We start from the raw sequence: 14,273 nt of genomic DNA, 5'->3' as shown, positions 1-14,273 counted from the left end.
GAAATACCTCGGGGGTCCGGGGGCTGGCCCCCGGTCCGGGCTCAGAACTCGACGCCGGGCTGGGCCTTGATGCCGGCGCGGAACGGGTGCTTGACCAGCGTCATCTCGGTCACCAGATCGGCCGCCTCGATCAGTGCCTCGGCGGCGTTGCGGCCGGTCAGGATGACATGGGTCATCTCGGGCTTCTCGTCGCGTAGGAAGGCCAGGACCTCGTCGAGGTCGAGATAGCCATAGCGCAGCGCGATGTTGATCTCGTCGAGCAGCACCATGCGGATCTCGGGGTCGCGGATCAGCTCCTTGGCCTTCTCCCAGCCGGCGCGGGCGGCGGCGATGTCGCGCTCGCGGTCCTGGGTCTCCCAGGTGAAGCCCTCGCCCGAGGCGACGAAGCGGCACAGATCGCCGAAATGGGTGGTGATCAGGCGCCGCTCGCCGGTGTCCCAGCTGCCTTTGATGAACTGCACCACGGCGCAGGGCATCTCATGCGCAATGGCGCGCAGGATCATCCCGAAGCCCGACGAACTCTTGCCCTTGCCCGGCCCGGTATGGACGATGATCAGCCCCTTCTCGCCGGTCTTCGTCGCCATCATCCGGTCGCGCGCGGCCTTCTTCCTGGCCATCTTCGCGGCGTGGCGGGCGGCGTCGGCTTCGGTCTCGGGCGTCATCGCGGCTCTCCTTCGGCTTGACAAATCGCGCGCCCGGGCCTCTGGTGGCCGCGCGTTGGTTCCTGTCCTACGACAGGCGAAGAGGGAATGCGATAGGGCCTTGCCGGGCCTCAAGCGCAGCCGCCCCCGCGACCGTGACCGGAAAGGTCGCCCAAGCCACTGGCCTTTGGCCGGGAAGGTGGGCGCCCGTTGGGGAAACCCTGGATCCGCAAGCCGGGAGACCTGCCAGCGCTGACGATTACGGGCGGACGGGGTGTGCCGCGACCGGGTGGATTGCCGGTCGCCCCCGTGTGCCCGCCGATCCCTTGGCCAGCCCCCTTTCCGCGAACTGGAAGGACGGGCGATGACCGCGACACTTCATGTCTGCACCACCTGCCGCAGGGCGGGCGAGGACCCCGGCGAGGGCGCGCGCCCCGGTGCCGCGCTGCTGGCCGCACTGGCCGCGGGCTCCTGCCCCGAGGGGCTGCGCATCCGGGGCGTCGAATGCCTTTCGGCCTGTGCGCAGGGCTGTGCCGTGGCGCTGAGCGCGCCGGGCAAGTGGAGCTATGTCTACGGCCGCCTGAGCCCCGAGAACGCCGCCGAGATCCTCTCCGGCGCCGCGCTCTATGTCGCCAGCGCCGACGGGCTCGTGCCCTGGCGCGCGCGCCCCGAGATCTTCCGCAAGCAAAGCCTTGCCCGCATCCCCCCGCAGGAGTGACCATGACCGACCTGACCAAGATCCCCGTCACCGTGATCACCGGCTTTCTCGGTGCCGGCAAGACCACGCTCATCCGCCATCTGATGGCGAACCCGCAGGGCCGGCGCCTGGCGATCCTGGTGAACGAGTTCGGCACCGTGGGCGTCGACGGCGACATCCTGCGCGCCTGTGCCGACGAGAGCTGTCCGCTCGACAATATCGTCGAACTGGCGAACGGCTGCATCTGCTGCACCGTCGCCGACGCGTTCATCCCGACGATCGAGGCGCTTCTGGCCCAGCCTATCCGCCCCGACCACATCCTGATCGAGACCTCGGGCCTTGCCCTGCCGAAGCCGCTGCTCAAGGCCTTCGACTGGCCGGCGATCCGCTCGCGCATCACCGTCGACGGGGTGATTGCGGTCGCCGATGCCGAGGCGGTGGCGGCCGGGCGCTTTGCCCCGGATCTGGCCGCGGTCGATGCGCAGCGCGCCGCCGATGACAGCATTGACCACGAGACGCCGCTGTCCGAGGTGTTCGAGGACCAGATCGCCTGCGCCGATATCGTGCTGTTGTCGAAGGCCGATCTCGCCGGCGAGGCGGGGCTTGCCGCCGCCCGCGCCGCGATCGAGGCCGAGGCGCCGCGGCCGCTGCCGATCCTGCCGATGGTCGAGGGCGCGATCGACCCGGCCGTGGTGCTGGGGCTTGCCGCCGCGGCCGAGGACGACCTTGCCGCGCGCCCCTCGCATCACGACGGCCATGGCGATCACGAGCATGACGATTTCGACACGGTGGTGATCGATCTGCCCGAGGTCGCCGATCCCGAGCGTCTCGTCGCCGCGATCGAGCGGCTGGCGGCCGAGCGCAACATCCTGCGGGTGAAGGGCCATGTCGCGGTCACCGGCAAGCCGATGCGGCTTCTGGTGCAGGCGGTCGGCGCGCGGGTGCGGCGGCAGTTCGACCGGCCCTGGGGCGCCGATCCGCGCCGCTCGGCCCTCGTGGTGATCGCCGAACGCGCCGATGTCGACGCCGGGGCGATCCGCGCCGCGCTGAGCGAGGCCGCCGCCTGATGCATGTCGTCTTCCGCGAAAGCCACGGGCTCGAGGAGACCGAGGTGCCGACCGATCTGGGGCAATCGCCCGCGGATCTGGTGGTGCTGTCCTTCTCGGATTCGGATCTCGGTGCTTTCGCGGAGGGCTGGCATGCGGCGGCGGGGGCGTTGCCGCCCTTGCGGCTTGCCCCCCTGGCCGCGCTGCGCCACCCGGTCTCGGTCGATACCTATCTCGAGCGCACGCTCGGGGGGGCGAAGGCGGTGCTGATCCGGCTGATCGGCGGCGAGGGCTATTGGCCCTATGGCCTTGCCTCGGTGCAGGATCTGGCGCGGCGGCGGGGCATGGCGCTGGCCGTTTTGCCCGCCGATGGCCGGCCCGATCCGCGGCTGGCCGAGGCCTCGACCCTGCCCGCGGAGACGCTCGCCACCCTTGCCGCGCTGTGCGATGCGGGCGGAGCCGAGGCCGCGCGCGCCGCGCTGTGCCACCTGGCCCGCGCCGCGGGCCTGCCCGCGCCCGAGCCCGATGCACCGGCGGCGCTCCCCGAATTCGGCTTCTGGACGCCCGAGGCGGGGGTGACCCCCGCGCCTGTGGGCGAGGGGCCGCGGGTGCTTGTGCCCTGTTACCGCGCCTGGCTGACGGCCGCCGACATGGCGCCGGTCGCGGCGCTGATCGAGGCCCTGCGGGCGGCGGGGTTTCAGGCCACGGCCTGCTTTGCGCCCTCGCTCAAGGCGCCGGGCTTTGCCGACTGGCTCGCCCCGCATCTGGCCGCGGCGCCGCCGGTCGCGGTGGTCAACCTCACCGCCTTTTCGGCGCAGGGCGCGGCGGGGCGCACACCCTTTGACGGGCTCGATGTGCCGGTCTTCCAGGGCGCGCTGTCGACCGCCGCCCGCGCCGACTGGGCCGCGGCCGAGCGTGGCCTGTCGCCCGCCGATCTGGCGATGCACGTCGTGCTGCCCGAGGTCGATGGCCGGATCTTTGCCGGGGTCGTCTCGTTCAAGGCGCCGGCCGCGCGCGACGCGGTGCTGGAACACGCCCGGCTGATCCACGCGCCCGAGCCCGACCGGATCGCCGCGCTGGTGGCGCGGGTTGCGGCCTGGCACCGGCTGGCCACCACCCCGGCCCCGGCGCGGGCGGTGGCCGTGGTGCTGTCGACCTATCCGGGGCGGAGCTGGCAGATGGCCCATGCCGTGGGCCTCGATGCGCTCGCCTCGACCGGGGCGCTGCTCGATGACCTTTCGGCCGAGGGCTATGACATCGCACCGGGGCCGGGGGCCGAGGCGCTGGCGCGCGAGCGGTTGAGCTGGCCGCTGGCGGAATATCAGGCGGCGCTTGCCGCCTTGCCCGCAGTGCTGCGCGACGATCTGGCCGCCGCCTGGGGCGCGCCGGCGGAGGACCCCGCCTGCCACGATGGCGCCTTCCACTTCGCCGCGCTGCGCCGGGGCAAGATCCTGCTGGCGCTGCAGCCCGAACGTGGCGAGGTCACGGCGCGCGAGGCCGACTATCATGACCTCGCCCGGGTGCCGCGGCACGGCTATGTCGCCTTCTACCTGTGGCTGCGGGCGCAGGGGCTGCAGGCGCTCGTGCACATGGGGGCGCATGGCACGCTCGAATGGCTGCCGGGCAAGGCGGTGGCGCTCTCGGCGGCGTGCTGGCCCGAGGCGCTGTTGGGCCCGCTGCCGGTCATTTACCCCTTCATCGTCAACGACCCGGGCGAGGCCGCGCAGGCCAAGCGCCGGCTGGGGGCGGTCACGCTTGGCCACCTGCCGCCGCCGCTGACCGAGGCCGCACTGCCCGAGCGGCTGGCCGGGCTCGAGGCGCTGCTTGACGAATATTCGACCGCCGATGGTCTCGACCCGGCGCGGCGCGACCGGCTGATCGACGCGATCCGCGACGCGGCGGCGGCAAGCGGCGTCGCCGAGGACCTTGGCCTGCCTGCGGGCGCCAGCCCCGCCGAGGCGATCACCCGCATCGACCGCTTCGTCTGCGACCTGAAGGAAAGCCGCTTCGGCGACGGGCTCCACGTCTTCGGCCGGGGCGCCTGTGGCGCGGCCGAGCGCGCGGGGCTGATCGCGGCGCTTGCCGGGCGGCGGGTGGCGCCCGGCCCCTCGGGCAGTCCGGCGCGGGGGCGTTCGGACGTGCTGCCGACCGGGCGGAACCTGTTTTCCGTCGATCCGCGCGCGGTGCCGACGCCCGCCGCCCATGCGCAGGGGGTGACGCACGCCGAGGAGCTCTTGCGCCGCCACCTGCAGGACCACGGCGACTGGCCCCGGGGTCTGGTCGTCGATCTCTGGGGCTCGGCCACGATGCGCACCGCGGGCGAGGATTTCGCCATGGCGCTGCAGCTCGCCGGGCTGAAACCGGTCTGGGACGCGCAATCGGGCCGGGTGACCGGGGTCGAGGTGATCGCGGCGGCGCTTCTGGGCCGGCCGCGGATCGATGTGACCTTGCGGGTCTCGGGCCTTTTCCGCGACATCTTCCCGGCCCTTGCGCAGCTTTTCGAGACCGGCGCCGCGGCGCTCGCGGGGCGCGAGGAGGCGCCCGAGGACAACCCCTATACCGCCCGCATCCCGCGCGTCTTCGGGCCGCGGCCGGGGCAATACGGGCTGGGCATGGGCGATGTGACCGCGGCACTGACGCCCGAAGCGCGGGCGGCGGCGGGTGAGGCCTGGCTTGCGGCCTCGGCCCATGCGATCGGCGCGGATGGCGCGGTGCGGCCCGAACGTGCGGCGCTCGAGACCCGGCTTGCCGGGGCGGATGCCTTCGTCCATGCGCAGGATCTGCCCGAAAGCGACCTGCTGCTTGCCGTCGATTACGCCGGCCACGAGGCGGGCTTCGCCGCGGCGATGGCGCGGGTCGGGGCGCCGGCGCCGGCGCTTTACCACCTCGACACCACCGATCCCGCCCGCCCTCGCGCCCGCAGCCTGACCGAAGAGATCGCCCGGGTCGTGCGTGCGCGTGCCGCGAACCCGGACTGGGCGGCGGGGATGATGCGCCACGGCTTTCGCGGCGCGGCCGAGATCGCGGCGACGGCCGATCACCTGGCCGCCTTCGCGCAGCTTGCAGACGCGGTGCCGGCGCATCTCTTCGATCTCTACTTCGAGGCGACCCTTGGCCGGCCCGAGGTGACCGATTTCATGGCGGCGGAAAACCCGGGCGCGCTTGCCGCGCTGCGCGACCTGTTCCGGCGGCTGGCCGAGGCAGGGCTGTGGCACAGCCGGCGCAATGCGATCGCCGCGGCATTGGAGGATCTGCGATGAGTTTCACGGTTCAGGGCTGGTGCCCGGGCGCGCTGCGCCCGATGGCCTCTGGCGACGGGCTGGTGGTGCGGCTGCGCCCGCCGGGCGGGCGGCTGAGCGCCGATGCCGCGGCGCGTGTGGCCGAGGCGGCGCGGCGCTTCGGCAGCGGCATCATCGACCTCTCGGGCCGGGCGCATGTGCAGCTGCGCGGGGTGACGGCGGAGAGCCACGCGCCGCTGATCGCGGCCTTGCGCGGGGCGGGGCTCATTGACGACGATGTCGCGGCCGAGACCCGGCGCAACATCCTGGTCACCCCTTTTGCCGATGTCGCGACCGACGCGCTTGCGGCGGCGCTGGCCGGGGCGCTTTCCGAGGCGCCTTTGCTGCCCGGCAAGTTCGGCTTTGCCGTCGACACCGGCGCGGCGCCGGTGCTGCAAGGCACGCCCGCCGATATCCGGCTGGAGCGCGCCCGGGATGGCGGGCTGATCCTGCGCGCCGAGGGGCTGGCCGAGGGCGCGCCAGTGACCGCGGCCGAAGCCCCCGCCGCGGCGATCGCGCTTGCCCGCTGGTTCGTGGCGGCGGGTGGCGTGACGGACGGCCGCGGCCGGATGGCGGCGCTGACCGCGCGGGGCGCGCGGCCCGAGGGCGCGCTGGCCCCGCGACTGGCCCCGGCGCCGGCCTGCGCCCCGCCCGGGCCGGGCCTGTGCCCTGCGGGGGCGTTCGTGGCCTTCCCCTTCGGACAGATGCGGGCCGATCTTCTGGCAACGCTCGCCGGCCTTGGCGCGCTGCGCCTGACACCCTGGCGGATGCTGCTGGTCGAGGGGCTTTCGCGTCTGCCCGAGCTGCCGGGCCTGATCACCGACCCGGCCGAGCCGCTTTTGCGCGTTTACGCCTGCACCGGCGCGCCAGGCTGCCCGCAGGCCCTGGCCGAGACCCGGGCGCTCGCCCGCACGCTGGCCCCCGCGCTGCCGCCCGGGACGGTGCTGCATGTCTCGGGCTGTGCCAAGGGCTGCGCCCATCCGGCGCCGGCCGCGCTGACGCTGACCGCGACACCCGCGGGCTTTGACCTGATCGCCCGCGGCCGCACCGCGGATACCCCTTGCCGCCGTGCGCTTGGTGCGGCCGACATTCCCTCCCTGCCGGAGTTTTCCTGATGCCTTATGAGTACGAAAAGGACGGCGCGAAGATCTATGCGCAATCCTTCGCGATGATCCGCACCGAGGCCGACCTTGCCCGCTTCACCCCCGACGAGGAACCCGTCGTGGTGCGGATGATCCATGCCGCGGGGATGGTCGGGCTGGAGCGCGCGGTGCGCTTCACCCCCGGCATGGCGGCGGCGGCGCGCGCCGCGCTTCAGGCCGGCGCGCCGATCCTGTGCGATGCGCGGATGGTGAGCGAGGGGATCACCCGCGCCCGCCTGCCCGCCGCGAATGACGTGCTCTGCGCGCTGCATGACCCGGCGGTGCCGGATCTGGCGCGCGAGATGGGCAACACCCGCTCGGCCGCGGCGCTGGAACTGTGGCGGCCGCATCTGGGCGGCGCAGTGGTGGCGATCGGCAATGCGCCGACGGCGCTCTTTCACCTGCTGAACATGCTCGAGGATCCTGCCTGCCCGCGGCCGGCGGCGATCATCGGCTGTCCGGTGGGCTTCGTCGGGGCGGCGGAATCGAAGGCCGCGCTGATCGCCGCGGCGCCGGTGCCCTGCCTGATCGTCGAGGGGCGGCTTGGCGGTTCCGCGATCACCGTCGCCGCGGTGAATGCCCTCGCCAGCCGGAAGGAATGAACATGGGACGCATTATCTGTGCCGGGCTCGGCCCCGGTGACCCCGATCTGATCTCGGTGCGGGCCGACCGGGCATTGCGCACGGCCCGCCAGGTCGCCTATTTCCGCAAGAAGGGCCGGCAGGGGCAGGCGCGGCGCATCGTCGAGGGGCTGCTGCCCGCGGGCGTCGCCGAGCATCCGATGGAATATCCGGTGACGACCGAGATCCCCTTCGACAGCCCCGCCTATAACGCGCTTCTGGCGGCTTTCTACGACGATTGGGCGGCGCGGCTGGTGACGCTCGCGCAGGCGGGCGATGTTGTCATCCCCTGCGAGGGGGATCCGTTCTTCTATGGCTCGTTCATGCACCTTTACGTGCGGTTGCGCGGCAAGGTCGAGATCGAGGTGATCCCCGGCATCACCGGCATGACCGGCTGCTGGAACGCGACGGCCGAGCCCTTCACCTGGGGCGACGACGTGCTGACCGTGCTGATGGGCACCCTCCCCGAGGACGAGCTCGCGGAGCACATGGCGCGTGCCGATGCGCTGGTCATCATGAAGACCGGGCGCAACCTGCCGCGGGTGCGGCGCGCGCTGGCGCAGGCCGGGCGGCTCGAGGCGGCCTGGCTTGTCGAACGCGGCACCATGCCCGGCGAGCGCATCGCCCGGCTGAGCGAGGTCGACGATGCCGACTGCCCCTATTTCGCGATCGTGCTGGTGCATGGTCAGGGGCGGCGACCGGCGGCGGAGGAGGCGGCATGAGCGGCTGGATCGCGGTTGCGGGGCTCGGGCCGGGGGCCGAGGCGCTGGTGACGCCCGAGGTCAGCGCGGCGCTGGCCGAGGCGACCGATGTCGTGGGCTATATCCCCTATGTCGCGCGCATCGCGCCGCGGGCGGGGCTGACGCTCCACCCCTCCGACAACCGGGTCGAGCTCGACCGCGCAGCCCTTGCGCTGACCCTTGCGGCCGAGGGGCGGCGGGTGGTGATCGTCTCCTCGGGCGATCCCGGGGTCTTCGCCATGGCCTCGGCGCTCTTCGAGGCGCTCGAGGCCGCGCCGGAGCATGCAGGCGCCGACATCCGCATCCTGCCGGGCATCACCGCGATGCTCGCCGCCGCCGCGCGGGCGGGGGCACCGCTTGGTCACGACTTCTGCGCGATCAACCTGAGCGACAACCTCAAGCCCTTCGCGGTGATCGAGCGTCGGCTGCGTGCTGCGATCGCGGGCGATTTCGCCATGGCCTTCTACAACCCCCGCTCGAAGGCGCGGCCCGAGGGCTTTGCCCGCGTGCTCGAGATCCTGCGCGCGGGCTGCGAGCCCGGCCGGCTCATCACCTTCGCCCGCGCCGTCAGCACGCCCGACGAGGCGCTCTGCACCGTGACGCTGGCCGAGGCGCGGCCCGAGATGGCCGACATGCGCACCGTGGTGCTGGTCGGCAATTCCGGGACGCGGCGGGTCGGTCGCTGGGTCTATACGCCGCGCGGGGTGAAGCCGTGAGCGGCGAGCCACTCACTCACCCCGGCGACCTCGGCGCAGATCTCGCGCGGCGGCAGGGCGGGGCGGTCGATCACGATGACGCCAAGGCCGAGCGTGCGCGCCGCGATCAGCTTCGCCTCGGCCCCGGCGCCGCCGGCGTTCTTCGCGACGACATGGGTGATGCCGTGGTCGCGCAGCAACGCGGTGTCGCCCTCGGTGCTGAACGGGCCGCGGGCGATCACCGCCTCGGCATCGGTCAGCGGCAGCGGCCCCTCGGGCGGGTCGACAAGGCGCAGCAGATAGTGATTGCCGGGCTTTCCGGCGAAGGGGGCGAGCATCTGCTTGCCGATCGCCAGAAACACCCGCGCGCCCGCCTCGGGAAGCGCCGCGACGGCGGCCGCGATGTCGGGCACGGCGGTCCAGCGGTCGCCCGGCTCCGCCCGCCACGGCGCGCGTTCGAGGGCAATGAGCGGCACGCCGGTCTCGGCACAGGCGGCGATCGCGTTGCGGCTCATCTGCGCGGCGAAAGGGTGGGTGGCGTCGATCACCGCGCCGATGTTTTCGGCCCGCAGGAAGGTCATCAGCCCCGCCACCCCGCCAAAGCCGCCGATCCGGGTGGGCAGCGGCTGCGGCGCCGGGGCCCCGGTGCGCCCGGCATAGGAGAAAAGCGCGGGCAGGCCCGAGGCGGCCAGCGCCGCGGCCATGCGGCTCGCCTCGGTGGTGCCGCCCAGAAGAAGGATGCGCGTCATGGCTGAGCCCTGGCTGCTGATCGTCGGTCTTGGCGAAGATGGCCTCGCCGGGCTGCCGGATGCAAGCCGTGCCGCACTCGCCGCGGCCGAGGTGATCTTCGGCGGGCCGCGGCACCTCGAGCTGGTCGGCGCCGGGGCGCGCGGGCGGGCCTGGCCCGTGCCCTTCGACATCGCGCCGGTGCTGGCCGAGCGGGGCCGGCGCACCGTGGTTCTGGCCTCGGGCGATCCGTTCTGGGCGGGGGCGGGGGCGGTCCTGGCGGCGGCGCTCGGCCCCGGCGAGTGGCGGGCAATCCCGGTTGCGGGCGTGTGCTCGCTGGCGGCCGCCCGGATGGGCTGGCGGCTGGAGGACACGACCTGCCTTGCGCTGCACGCTGCCCCCTTCGCGCGGCTGCGCCCGGTGCTGTGCCGCGGCGTCCGGGTCATCGCCACGCTGCGTGACGGCGCGGCGGTGGCCGATCTCGCGCGCTGGCTGGCCGATGGCGGTTTCGGCGCGGTCGGGATGACGGTGCTCGAACGGCTGGGCGGCCCGGCCGAGCGGCTGCGCCGCGCCCGCGCCGATGCTTTCGATCTGGACGAGATCGCGGCCCCCGTTGCCGTGGCGCTCGACGGCGCCGCGCTGCCTGCGGGGGCCGGCCTGCCGCGCAGCCCGGGCCTGCCCGAGGCGGCCTTTGCCCATGACGGGCAGATCACCAAGTCGCCGGTGCGGGCGCTGACCCTTGCAGCTCTTGCCCCCCGACCCGGCGCACTCTTGTGGGACATCGGCGGCGGTTCGGGCTCGGTCTCGGTCGAGTGGTGCCTGGCCGGCGGTCGCGCCTGCACGATCGAGCCGCGGCCGGACCGGCTCGACAACATCCGCGCGAATATCGCGGAGTTCGGCCTTGGCGGACGGATGCAGGCGGTGCAAGGCCAGGCGCCCGCGGCGCTTGCCGGCCTGCCTGCACCCGATGCCGTCTTCGTCGGTGGTGGCGGCTCCGAGGCGCTGTTCGCGGCGCTGTGGGAGGCGCTTGCCCCCGCCACCCGGATCGTCGCCAATGCCGTCACGCTTGAAACCGAGGCGCTGCTGATCGCGCTTCATGCCCGCCACGGCGGCACGCTGCTGCGGATCGAGATCGCGCAGGCGGCACCGCTTGGCCGGGGTCGCGGCTGGCAGCCGGTGCGGCCGGTGGTGCAGTGGAGCGTGACCCGATGAGGGTCGCGGGCGTGGGCTTTCGCGCGGCCGCGACGGCGACCGAGATCGCGGCGGCGCTGGCCCCCCTGGGCCGGCTCGATGCGCTGGCGACGCTGCCCACGAAGGCCGCGGCGCTGCGGGCGGCGGTGGTGCCGCTTGGGCTGCCGGTGCGTGCGGTCGAGGTCGCGGGCGTGCCCACCCCCACCCGCGCGCCGCGCATTCTGGCGGCCCATGGCACCGGATCGGTGGCCGAGGCGGCGGCGCTGGTCGCCGCGGGCCCCGGCGCCCGCCTTGCCGTGCCGCGCCGCATCTGTCCGGGCGGCGTGACCGTCGCCCTTGCCCTGTCCGAAGGAGAGACCGAATGACCGTCCATTTCATCGGCGCGGGCCCCGGCGCCGCCGATCTGATCACCCTGCGCGGGCGCGACCTGATCGCCGCCGCGCCGGTCTGCCTGTATGCTGGCAGCCTGGTGCCCGAGGCGCTGCTCGCCCATTGCCCGCCCGGTGCGCGGATCGTGAACACCGCGCCGCTCAACCTTGATGCGATCATCGACGAGATCGCCGCGGCCCATGCCGCCGGGCAGGACGTGGCGCGGCTGCATTCGGGCGATCTGTCGGTCTGGTCTGCGATGGGCGAGCAGCTGCGCCGGCTGCGCGCGCTCGGCATTCCCTATGACGTCACCCCGGGCGTGCCGGCCTTCGCCGCCGCCGCCGCGACGCTGGGGGCCGAGCTGACCCTGCCCGGCGTCGCGCAATCGGTGGTGCTGACCCGGACCTCGGGGCGCGCCTCGGCGATGCCCGAGGGCGAGACGCTGGCGAATTTCGCCGCGACCGGGGCGGTGCTGGCGATCCACCTGTCGGTGCATGTGCTGCCGCGGGTGATCGCCGAGCTGACGCCGCATTACGGCGCCGATTGCCCGGTGGCGGTGGTCTGGCGGGCAAGCTGGCCCGACGAGCGGGTGCTGCGCGCCACGCTCGGCACGCTCGACCCGGCGGTGGGCGAGGGCGAGCGCACCGCGCTGATCCTCGTCGGCCGCTCGCTTGGCGCCGAGGACTTCGGCGAAAGCCGTCTGTACGCCGGCGATTACGACCGCCGCTTCCGCCCGCGCGGTGTGGCGCCGCGCTTCCCGGATACGGGCGCATGACGGGGCGGATGACAAGGCGGATGACAAGGCGGATGACGGGGGGGCTGCTGATCGCCGCGCCCGCCTCGGGCACCGGCAAGACCACGCTGACGCTGGGCCTGATTGCCGCGCTGCGGGCGCGTGGCGTCGCGGTGCGGCCGTTCAAGTGCGGGCCCGATTACATCGACCCGGCCTTTCACGCCGCCGCCGCCGGGCGCGCCTCGGTCAACCTCGACAGCTGGGCGATGACGGCAGGGCAGATCGCCGCGCTGACCGCGCCCGATGACGCGGGGCTGGTGATTGCCGAGGGCTCGATGGGCCTGTTCGACGGGGTTGCGGTGCCGGGTGAGGCGGGGATCGGCGCCTCGGCCGATATCGCGGCGCTCACCGGCTGGCCGGTGGTGCTGGTGCTCGATGCCTCGGGCGCGGCGCAATCGGCTGCGGCGATGGCGCTTGGCTTTGCGCGTTACCGCTCCGATGTGCGGCTTGCCGGCGTGGTGCTGAACAACGTCGCCTCGGCGCGGCACGAGGCGCTGATCCGGCGCGGGCTCGAGGCGGTGGCGATCGAGGTGCTGGGGGTGTTGCCGCGCGCCGCGGGCATCCGCCTGCCCGAGCGGCATCTGGGCCTCGTGCAGGCCGAGGAGACCTCGGAACTCGATGCGCTGCTGGCCGAGGCGGGCACGGTGATCGCGCGCTGCTGCGATCTTGAGCGGATGCAGGCGGTGGCCATGTCCGTGCCGATGGACGCCGGGCCGGTGCCGCGCCTTGCCCCGCCCGGCGGGCGCATCGCGCTGGCCCGCGACGCGGCGTTTTCCTTCGTCTATCCGCATCTTCTGGCCGAATGGCGCGCGGCCGGGGCGACGATCGTGCCATTCTCGCCGCTGGCCGACGAGGCGCCCGACCCGGGTGCCGATGCCTGCTGGCTGCCCGGCGGCTATCCCGAGCTGCACGCGCCGCGGCTGGCTGCCGCCGAGACCTTCCGCGCCGGGCTGTGCGCCTTTGCCGAAACCCGCCCGGTGCATGGCGAATGCGGCGGTTACATGGTGCTTGGCGCGGGGCTCGTCGCGGCCGACGGGGCGCGCTATCCTATGGCCGGGCTCCTCGGGCTCGAAACCTCTTTCGCGACACGCCGGATGCATCTCGGATATCGACTCGCCACGCTTGCGGCGCCCACGCCCGTCGCCCCGCCCGGCACCCGCCTGCGCGGGCACGAGTTCCATTATGCCACGATCCTCGCCCAGCCCGACGCGCCGCTTGCCGCCGTCACCGACGCCACCGGCGCGGCGGTGGCCGAGACCGGCTCGACGCGCCTCACCCCGGGCGGCGGGCGCGTCACCGGCACCTTCTTCCACCTGATCGCAAAGGCCAGCGCATGACCGGCTTCGTCTCCTTCGTTTCCTCCGGCCCGGGCGATCCCGAGCTGATCACCCTCAAGGCGGTCGACCGGCTCAAGCGCGCCGATGTCGTGCTTTACGACGATCTTGCCTCGGGGCCGGTGCTGGACCATGCGGGGCCGGGGGCCGAGCGCATCGCGGTCGGCAAGCGCGCCGGCCGGCCCTCGGCGAAGCAGGAACACGTCAACGCGCTCCTGGTCGAGCACGCGCAGGCCGGCAAGCGCGTGGTGCGGCTGAAGTCGGGCGATTCGGGCATCTTCGGTCGGCTCGAGGAGGAGATCGGCGCGCTTCTGGCCGCCGGAATCCCTTACGAGATCGTGCCGGGCGTGCCCTCGGCCTGTGCCGCGGCGGCGCATGCGGGCATCCCGCTCACGCGCCGGCTGACCGCGCGGCGGCTGCAATTCGTCACCGGCGCCGACGTCACCGGCGGCCTGCCCGAGACGCTCAACTGGGCCGCGCTCGCCGATCCCGGGGTGACCACCGTCGTCTTCATGGGCAAGCGCACCTTCCCGGACCTCGCCCGCGGGCTGATCGCGCAGGGCCTGCCGGCCGACACCCCCGCGATGCTGGCCGAGGCGGTGGGGCAGGAGGGTCAGAGCTTCCTGCGCTCGACCGTGGCGGAGCTGGCCGAGGTGCTGGCGGGCGCGCGCACCGACCATCCGGCGCTGATCTTCTATGGCCCGCTCGCCCCCTTCGGCCTGCCGCCCGGAGAGACCGGCGGCGCTTGACCTGAGCGCGCCGTTGGCGTTTATCTGAACCCCTGCATGGTGCCCATCACGCGCAAAGCGCCGGGCTTCATCGGGAACGGGGAAGGGCGGACCCAGTTGCGGCGCCCGAAGCCCCGGCCGCCCCCGCGACTGTATGCGGCGAGCGCCCTTCACATTGCCACTGGGGGTTTCCCCGGGAAGGCGAAGAGGTGCTGCGACCCGCGAGCCAGGAGACCGGCCAGCAGGCAACCTCAACCGCCGTCGGGTGTGACG

14 protein-coding genes and 2 riboswitches are annotated in these 14,273 nt (G+C 73.6%); of the genes, 12 read left to right on the top strand and 2 right to left on the bottom strand.

Annotated features, from left to right (window positions below):
* Positions 1 to 41: 41 nt before the first annotated feature.
* Positions 42 to 662: a cob(I)yrinic acid a,c-diamide adenosyltransferase gene (gene cobO / locus AC0QTQ_RS16855; protein WP_480257524.1), complete on the bottom strand. Its 621-nt coding sequence runs from the start codon at positions 660 to 662 to the stop codon at positions 42 to 44.
* 39 nt (positions 663 to 701) lie between these two features.
* A riboswitch (cobalamin riboswitch) is annotated at positions 702 to 906 on the top strand.
* Positions 907 to 1,005: 99 nt separating this feature from the next.
* Here cobO and AC0QTQ_RS16850 point away from each other — a divergent pair.
* The 7 genes from AC0QTQ_RS16850 to cobJ are packed head-to-tail and all read left to right on the top strand — an operon-like array spanning position 1,006 to position 8,880.
* On the top strand, positions 1,006 to 1,359 hold the full coding sequence (locus AC0QTQ_RS16850; RefSeq protein WP_480257523.1) for a DUF1636 family protein: 354 nt from the start codon (positions 1,006 to 1,008) through the stop codon (positions 1,357 to 1,359).
* 2 nt (positions 1,360 to 1,361) lie between these two features.
* Positions 1,362 to 2,405, top strand: coding sequence for a cobalamin biosynthesis protein CobW (gene cobW / locus AC0QTQ_RS16845; protein WP_480257522.1), 1,044 nt, complete (start codon positions 1,362 to 1,364; stop codon positions 2,403 to 2,405).
* Entirely contained in the window at positions 2,405 to 5,644 is a 3,240-nt protein-coding gene (gene cobN / locus AC0QTQ_RS16840; protein ID WP_480257521.1) for a cobaltochelatase subunit CobN, read from the top strand. The genes cobW and cobN overlap by 1 nt, the downstream gene beginning before the upstream one ends.
* Complete coding sequence (cobG, locus tag AC0QTQ_RS16835) at positions 5,641 to 6,777, top strand: precorrin-3B synthase (RefSeq protein WP_480257520.1); 1,137 nt, start codon at positions 5,641 to 5,643, stop codon at positions 6,775 to 6,777. Before cobN ends, cobG begins: the two co-directional genes overlap by 4 nt.
* Positions 6,777 to 7,406, top strand: coding sequence for a precorrin-8X methylmutase (locus tag AC0QTQ_RS16830; RefSeq protein WP_480257519.1), 630 nt, complete (start codon positions 6,777 to 6,779; stop codon positions 7,404 to 7,406). Before cobG ends, AC0QTQ_RS16830 begins: the two co-directional genes overlap by 1 nt.
* Before the next feature lie 2 nt (positions 7,407 to 7,408).
* Positions 7,409 to 8,146, top strand: coding sequence for a precorrin-2 C(20)-methyltransferase (locus AC0QTQ_RS16825; protein WP_480257518.1), 738 nt, complete (start codon positions 7,409 to 7,411; stop codon positions 8,144 to 8,146).
* Positions 8,143 to 8,880, top strand: coding sequence for a precorrin-3B C(17)-methyltransferase (gene cobJ / locus AC0QTQ_RS16820; protein ID WP_480257517.1), 738 nt, complete (start codon positions 8,143 to 8,145; stop codon positions 8,878 to 8,880). Before AC0QTQ_RS16825 ends, cobJ begins: the two co-directional genes overlap by 4 nt.
* On the opposite strand, the gene AC0QTQ_RS16815 is transcribed toward cobJ, so the two are convergent.
* A complete protein-coding gene (locus tag AC0QTQ_RS16815) occupies positions 8,853 to 9,608 on the bottom strand; it encodes a cobalt-precorrin-6A reductase (RefSeq protein WP_480257516.1) in 756 nt (251 codons plus the stop codon). The genes cobJ and AC0QTQ_RS16815 overlap by 28 nt on opposite strands.
* Between AC0QTQ_RS16815 and cbiE the strand changes: the two genes are divergently transcribed.
* Genes cbiE through cobA form a run of 5 tightly spaced genes read left to right on the top strand, consistent with a single transcriptional unit; the run spans position 9,607 to position 14,021 of the window.
* Entirely contained in the window at positions 9,607 to 10,797 is a 1,191-nt protein-coding gene (gene cbiE, locus AC0QTQ_RS16810) for a precorrin-6y C5,15-methyltransferase (decarboxylating) subunit CbiE (RefSeq protein ID WP_480257515.1), read from the top strand. The genes AC0QTQ_RS16815 and cbiE overlap by 2 nt on opposite strands.
* Positions 10,794 to 11,141 carry a cobalamin biosynthesis protein gene (locus AC0QTQ_RS16805; protein ID WP_480257514.1) on the top strand — a complete coding sequence of 116 codons (348 nt, stop codon included), beginning with the start codon at positions 10,794 to 10,796 and terminating at the stop codon, positions 11,139 to 11,141. The genes cbiE and AC0QTQ_RS16805 overlap by 4 nt, the downstream gene beginning before the upstream one ends.
* The gene (gene cobM, locus AC0QTQ_RS16800) at positions 11,138 to 11,920 is read left to right on the top strand and encodes a precorrin-4 C(11)-methyltransferase (RefSeq protein ID WP_480257513.1); all 783 of its coding nucleotides are present in this window, start codon (positions 11,138 to 11,140) and stop codon (positions 11,918 to 11,920) included. Before AC0QTQ_RS16805 ends, cobM begins: the two co-directional genes overlap by 4 nt.
* 32 nt (positions 11,921 to 11,952) lie before the next feature.
* Positions 11,953 to 13,275 carry a cobyrinic acid a,c-diamide synthase CobB gene (locus AC0QTQ_RS16795; RefSeq protein ID WP_480257512.1) on the top strand — a complete coding sequence of 441 codons (1,323 nt, stop codon included), beginning with the start codon at positions 11,953 to 11,955 and terminating at the stop codon, positions 13,273 to 13,275.
* The gene (gene cobA, locus AC0QTQ_RS16790) at positions 13,272 to 14,021 is read left to right on the top strand and encodes a uroporphyrinogen-III C-methyltransferase (protein WP_480257511.1); all 750 of its coding nucleotides are present in this window, start codon (positions 13,272 to 13,274) and stop codon (positions 14,019 to 14,021) included. The genes AC0QTQ_RS16795 and cobA overlap by 4 nt, the downstream gene beginning before the upstream one ends.
* A 19-nt stretch (positions 14,022 to 14,040) precedes the next feature.
* Positions 14,041 to 14,257: riboswitch (cobalamin riboswitch) on the top strand.
* The last annotated feature ends 16 nt before the right edge of the window (positions 14,258 to 14,273 follow it).

The organism is Paenirhodobacter sp. YD-8, from assembly GCF_056590935.1.
Note: the sequence above shows the minus strand (reverse complement) of the source record. Positions and strands in the feature narration are given on the sequence as shown.

Bases quoted from the DNA above. Each gene is read 5' to 3' on its own strand.
- cobO (WP_480257524.1), bottom strand. From the start codon at position 662: ATGACGCCCGAGACCGAAGCCGACGCCGCCCGCCACGCCGCGAAGATG.
- AC0QTQ_RS16850 (WP_480257523.1), top strand. From the start codon at position 1,006: ATGACCGCGACACTTCATGTCTGCACCACCTGCCGCAGGGCGGGCGAG.
- cobW (WP_480257522.1), top strand. From the start codon at position 1,362: ATGACCGACCTGACCAAGATCCCCGTCACCGTGATCACCGGCTTTCTC.
- cobN (WP_480257521.1), top strand. From the start codon at position 2,405: ATGCATGTCGTCTTCCGCGAAAGCCACGGGCTCGAGGAGACCGAGGTG.
- cobG (WP_480257520.1), top strand. From the start codon at position 5,641: ATGAGTTTCACGGTTCAGGGCTGGTGCCCGGGCGCGCTGCGCCCGATG.
- AC0QTQ_RS16830 (WP_480257519.1), top strand. From the start codon at position 6,777: ATGCCTTATGAGTACGAAAAGGACGGCGCGAAGATCTATGCGCAATCC.
- AC0QTQ_RS16825 (WP_480257518.1), top strand. From the start codon at position 7,409: ATGGGACGCATTATCTGTGCCGGGCTCGGCCCCGGTGACCCCGATCTG.
- cobJ (WP_480257517.1), top strand. From the start codon at position 8,143: ATGAGCGGCTGGATCGCGGTTGCGGGGCTCGGGCCGGGGGCCGAGGCG.
- cbiE (WP_480257515.1), top strand. From the start codon at position 9,607: ATGGCTGAGCCCTGGCTGCTGATCGTCGGTCTTGGCGAAGATGGCCTC.
- AC0QTQ_RS16815 (WP_480257516.1), bottom strand. From the start codon at position 9,608: ATGACGCGCATCCTTCTTCTGGGCGGCACCACCGAGGCGAGCCGCATG.
- AC0QTQ_RS16805 (WP_480257514.1), top strand. From the start codon at position 10,794: ATGAGGGTCGCGGGCGTGGGCTTTCGCGCGGCCGCGACGGCGACCGAG.
- cobM (WP_480257513.1), top strand. From the start codon at position 11,138: ATGACCGTCCATTTCATCGGCGCGGGCCCCGGCGCCGCCGATCTGATC.
- AC0QTQ_RS16795 (WP_480257512.1), top strand. From the start codon at position 11,953: ATGACGGGGGGGCTGCTGATCGCCGCGCCCGCCTCGGGCACCGGCAAG.
- cobA (WP_480257511.1), top strand. From the start codon at position 13,272: ATGACCGGCTTCGTCTCCTTCGTTTCCTCCGGCCCGGGCGATCCCGAG.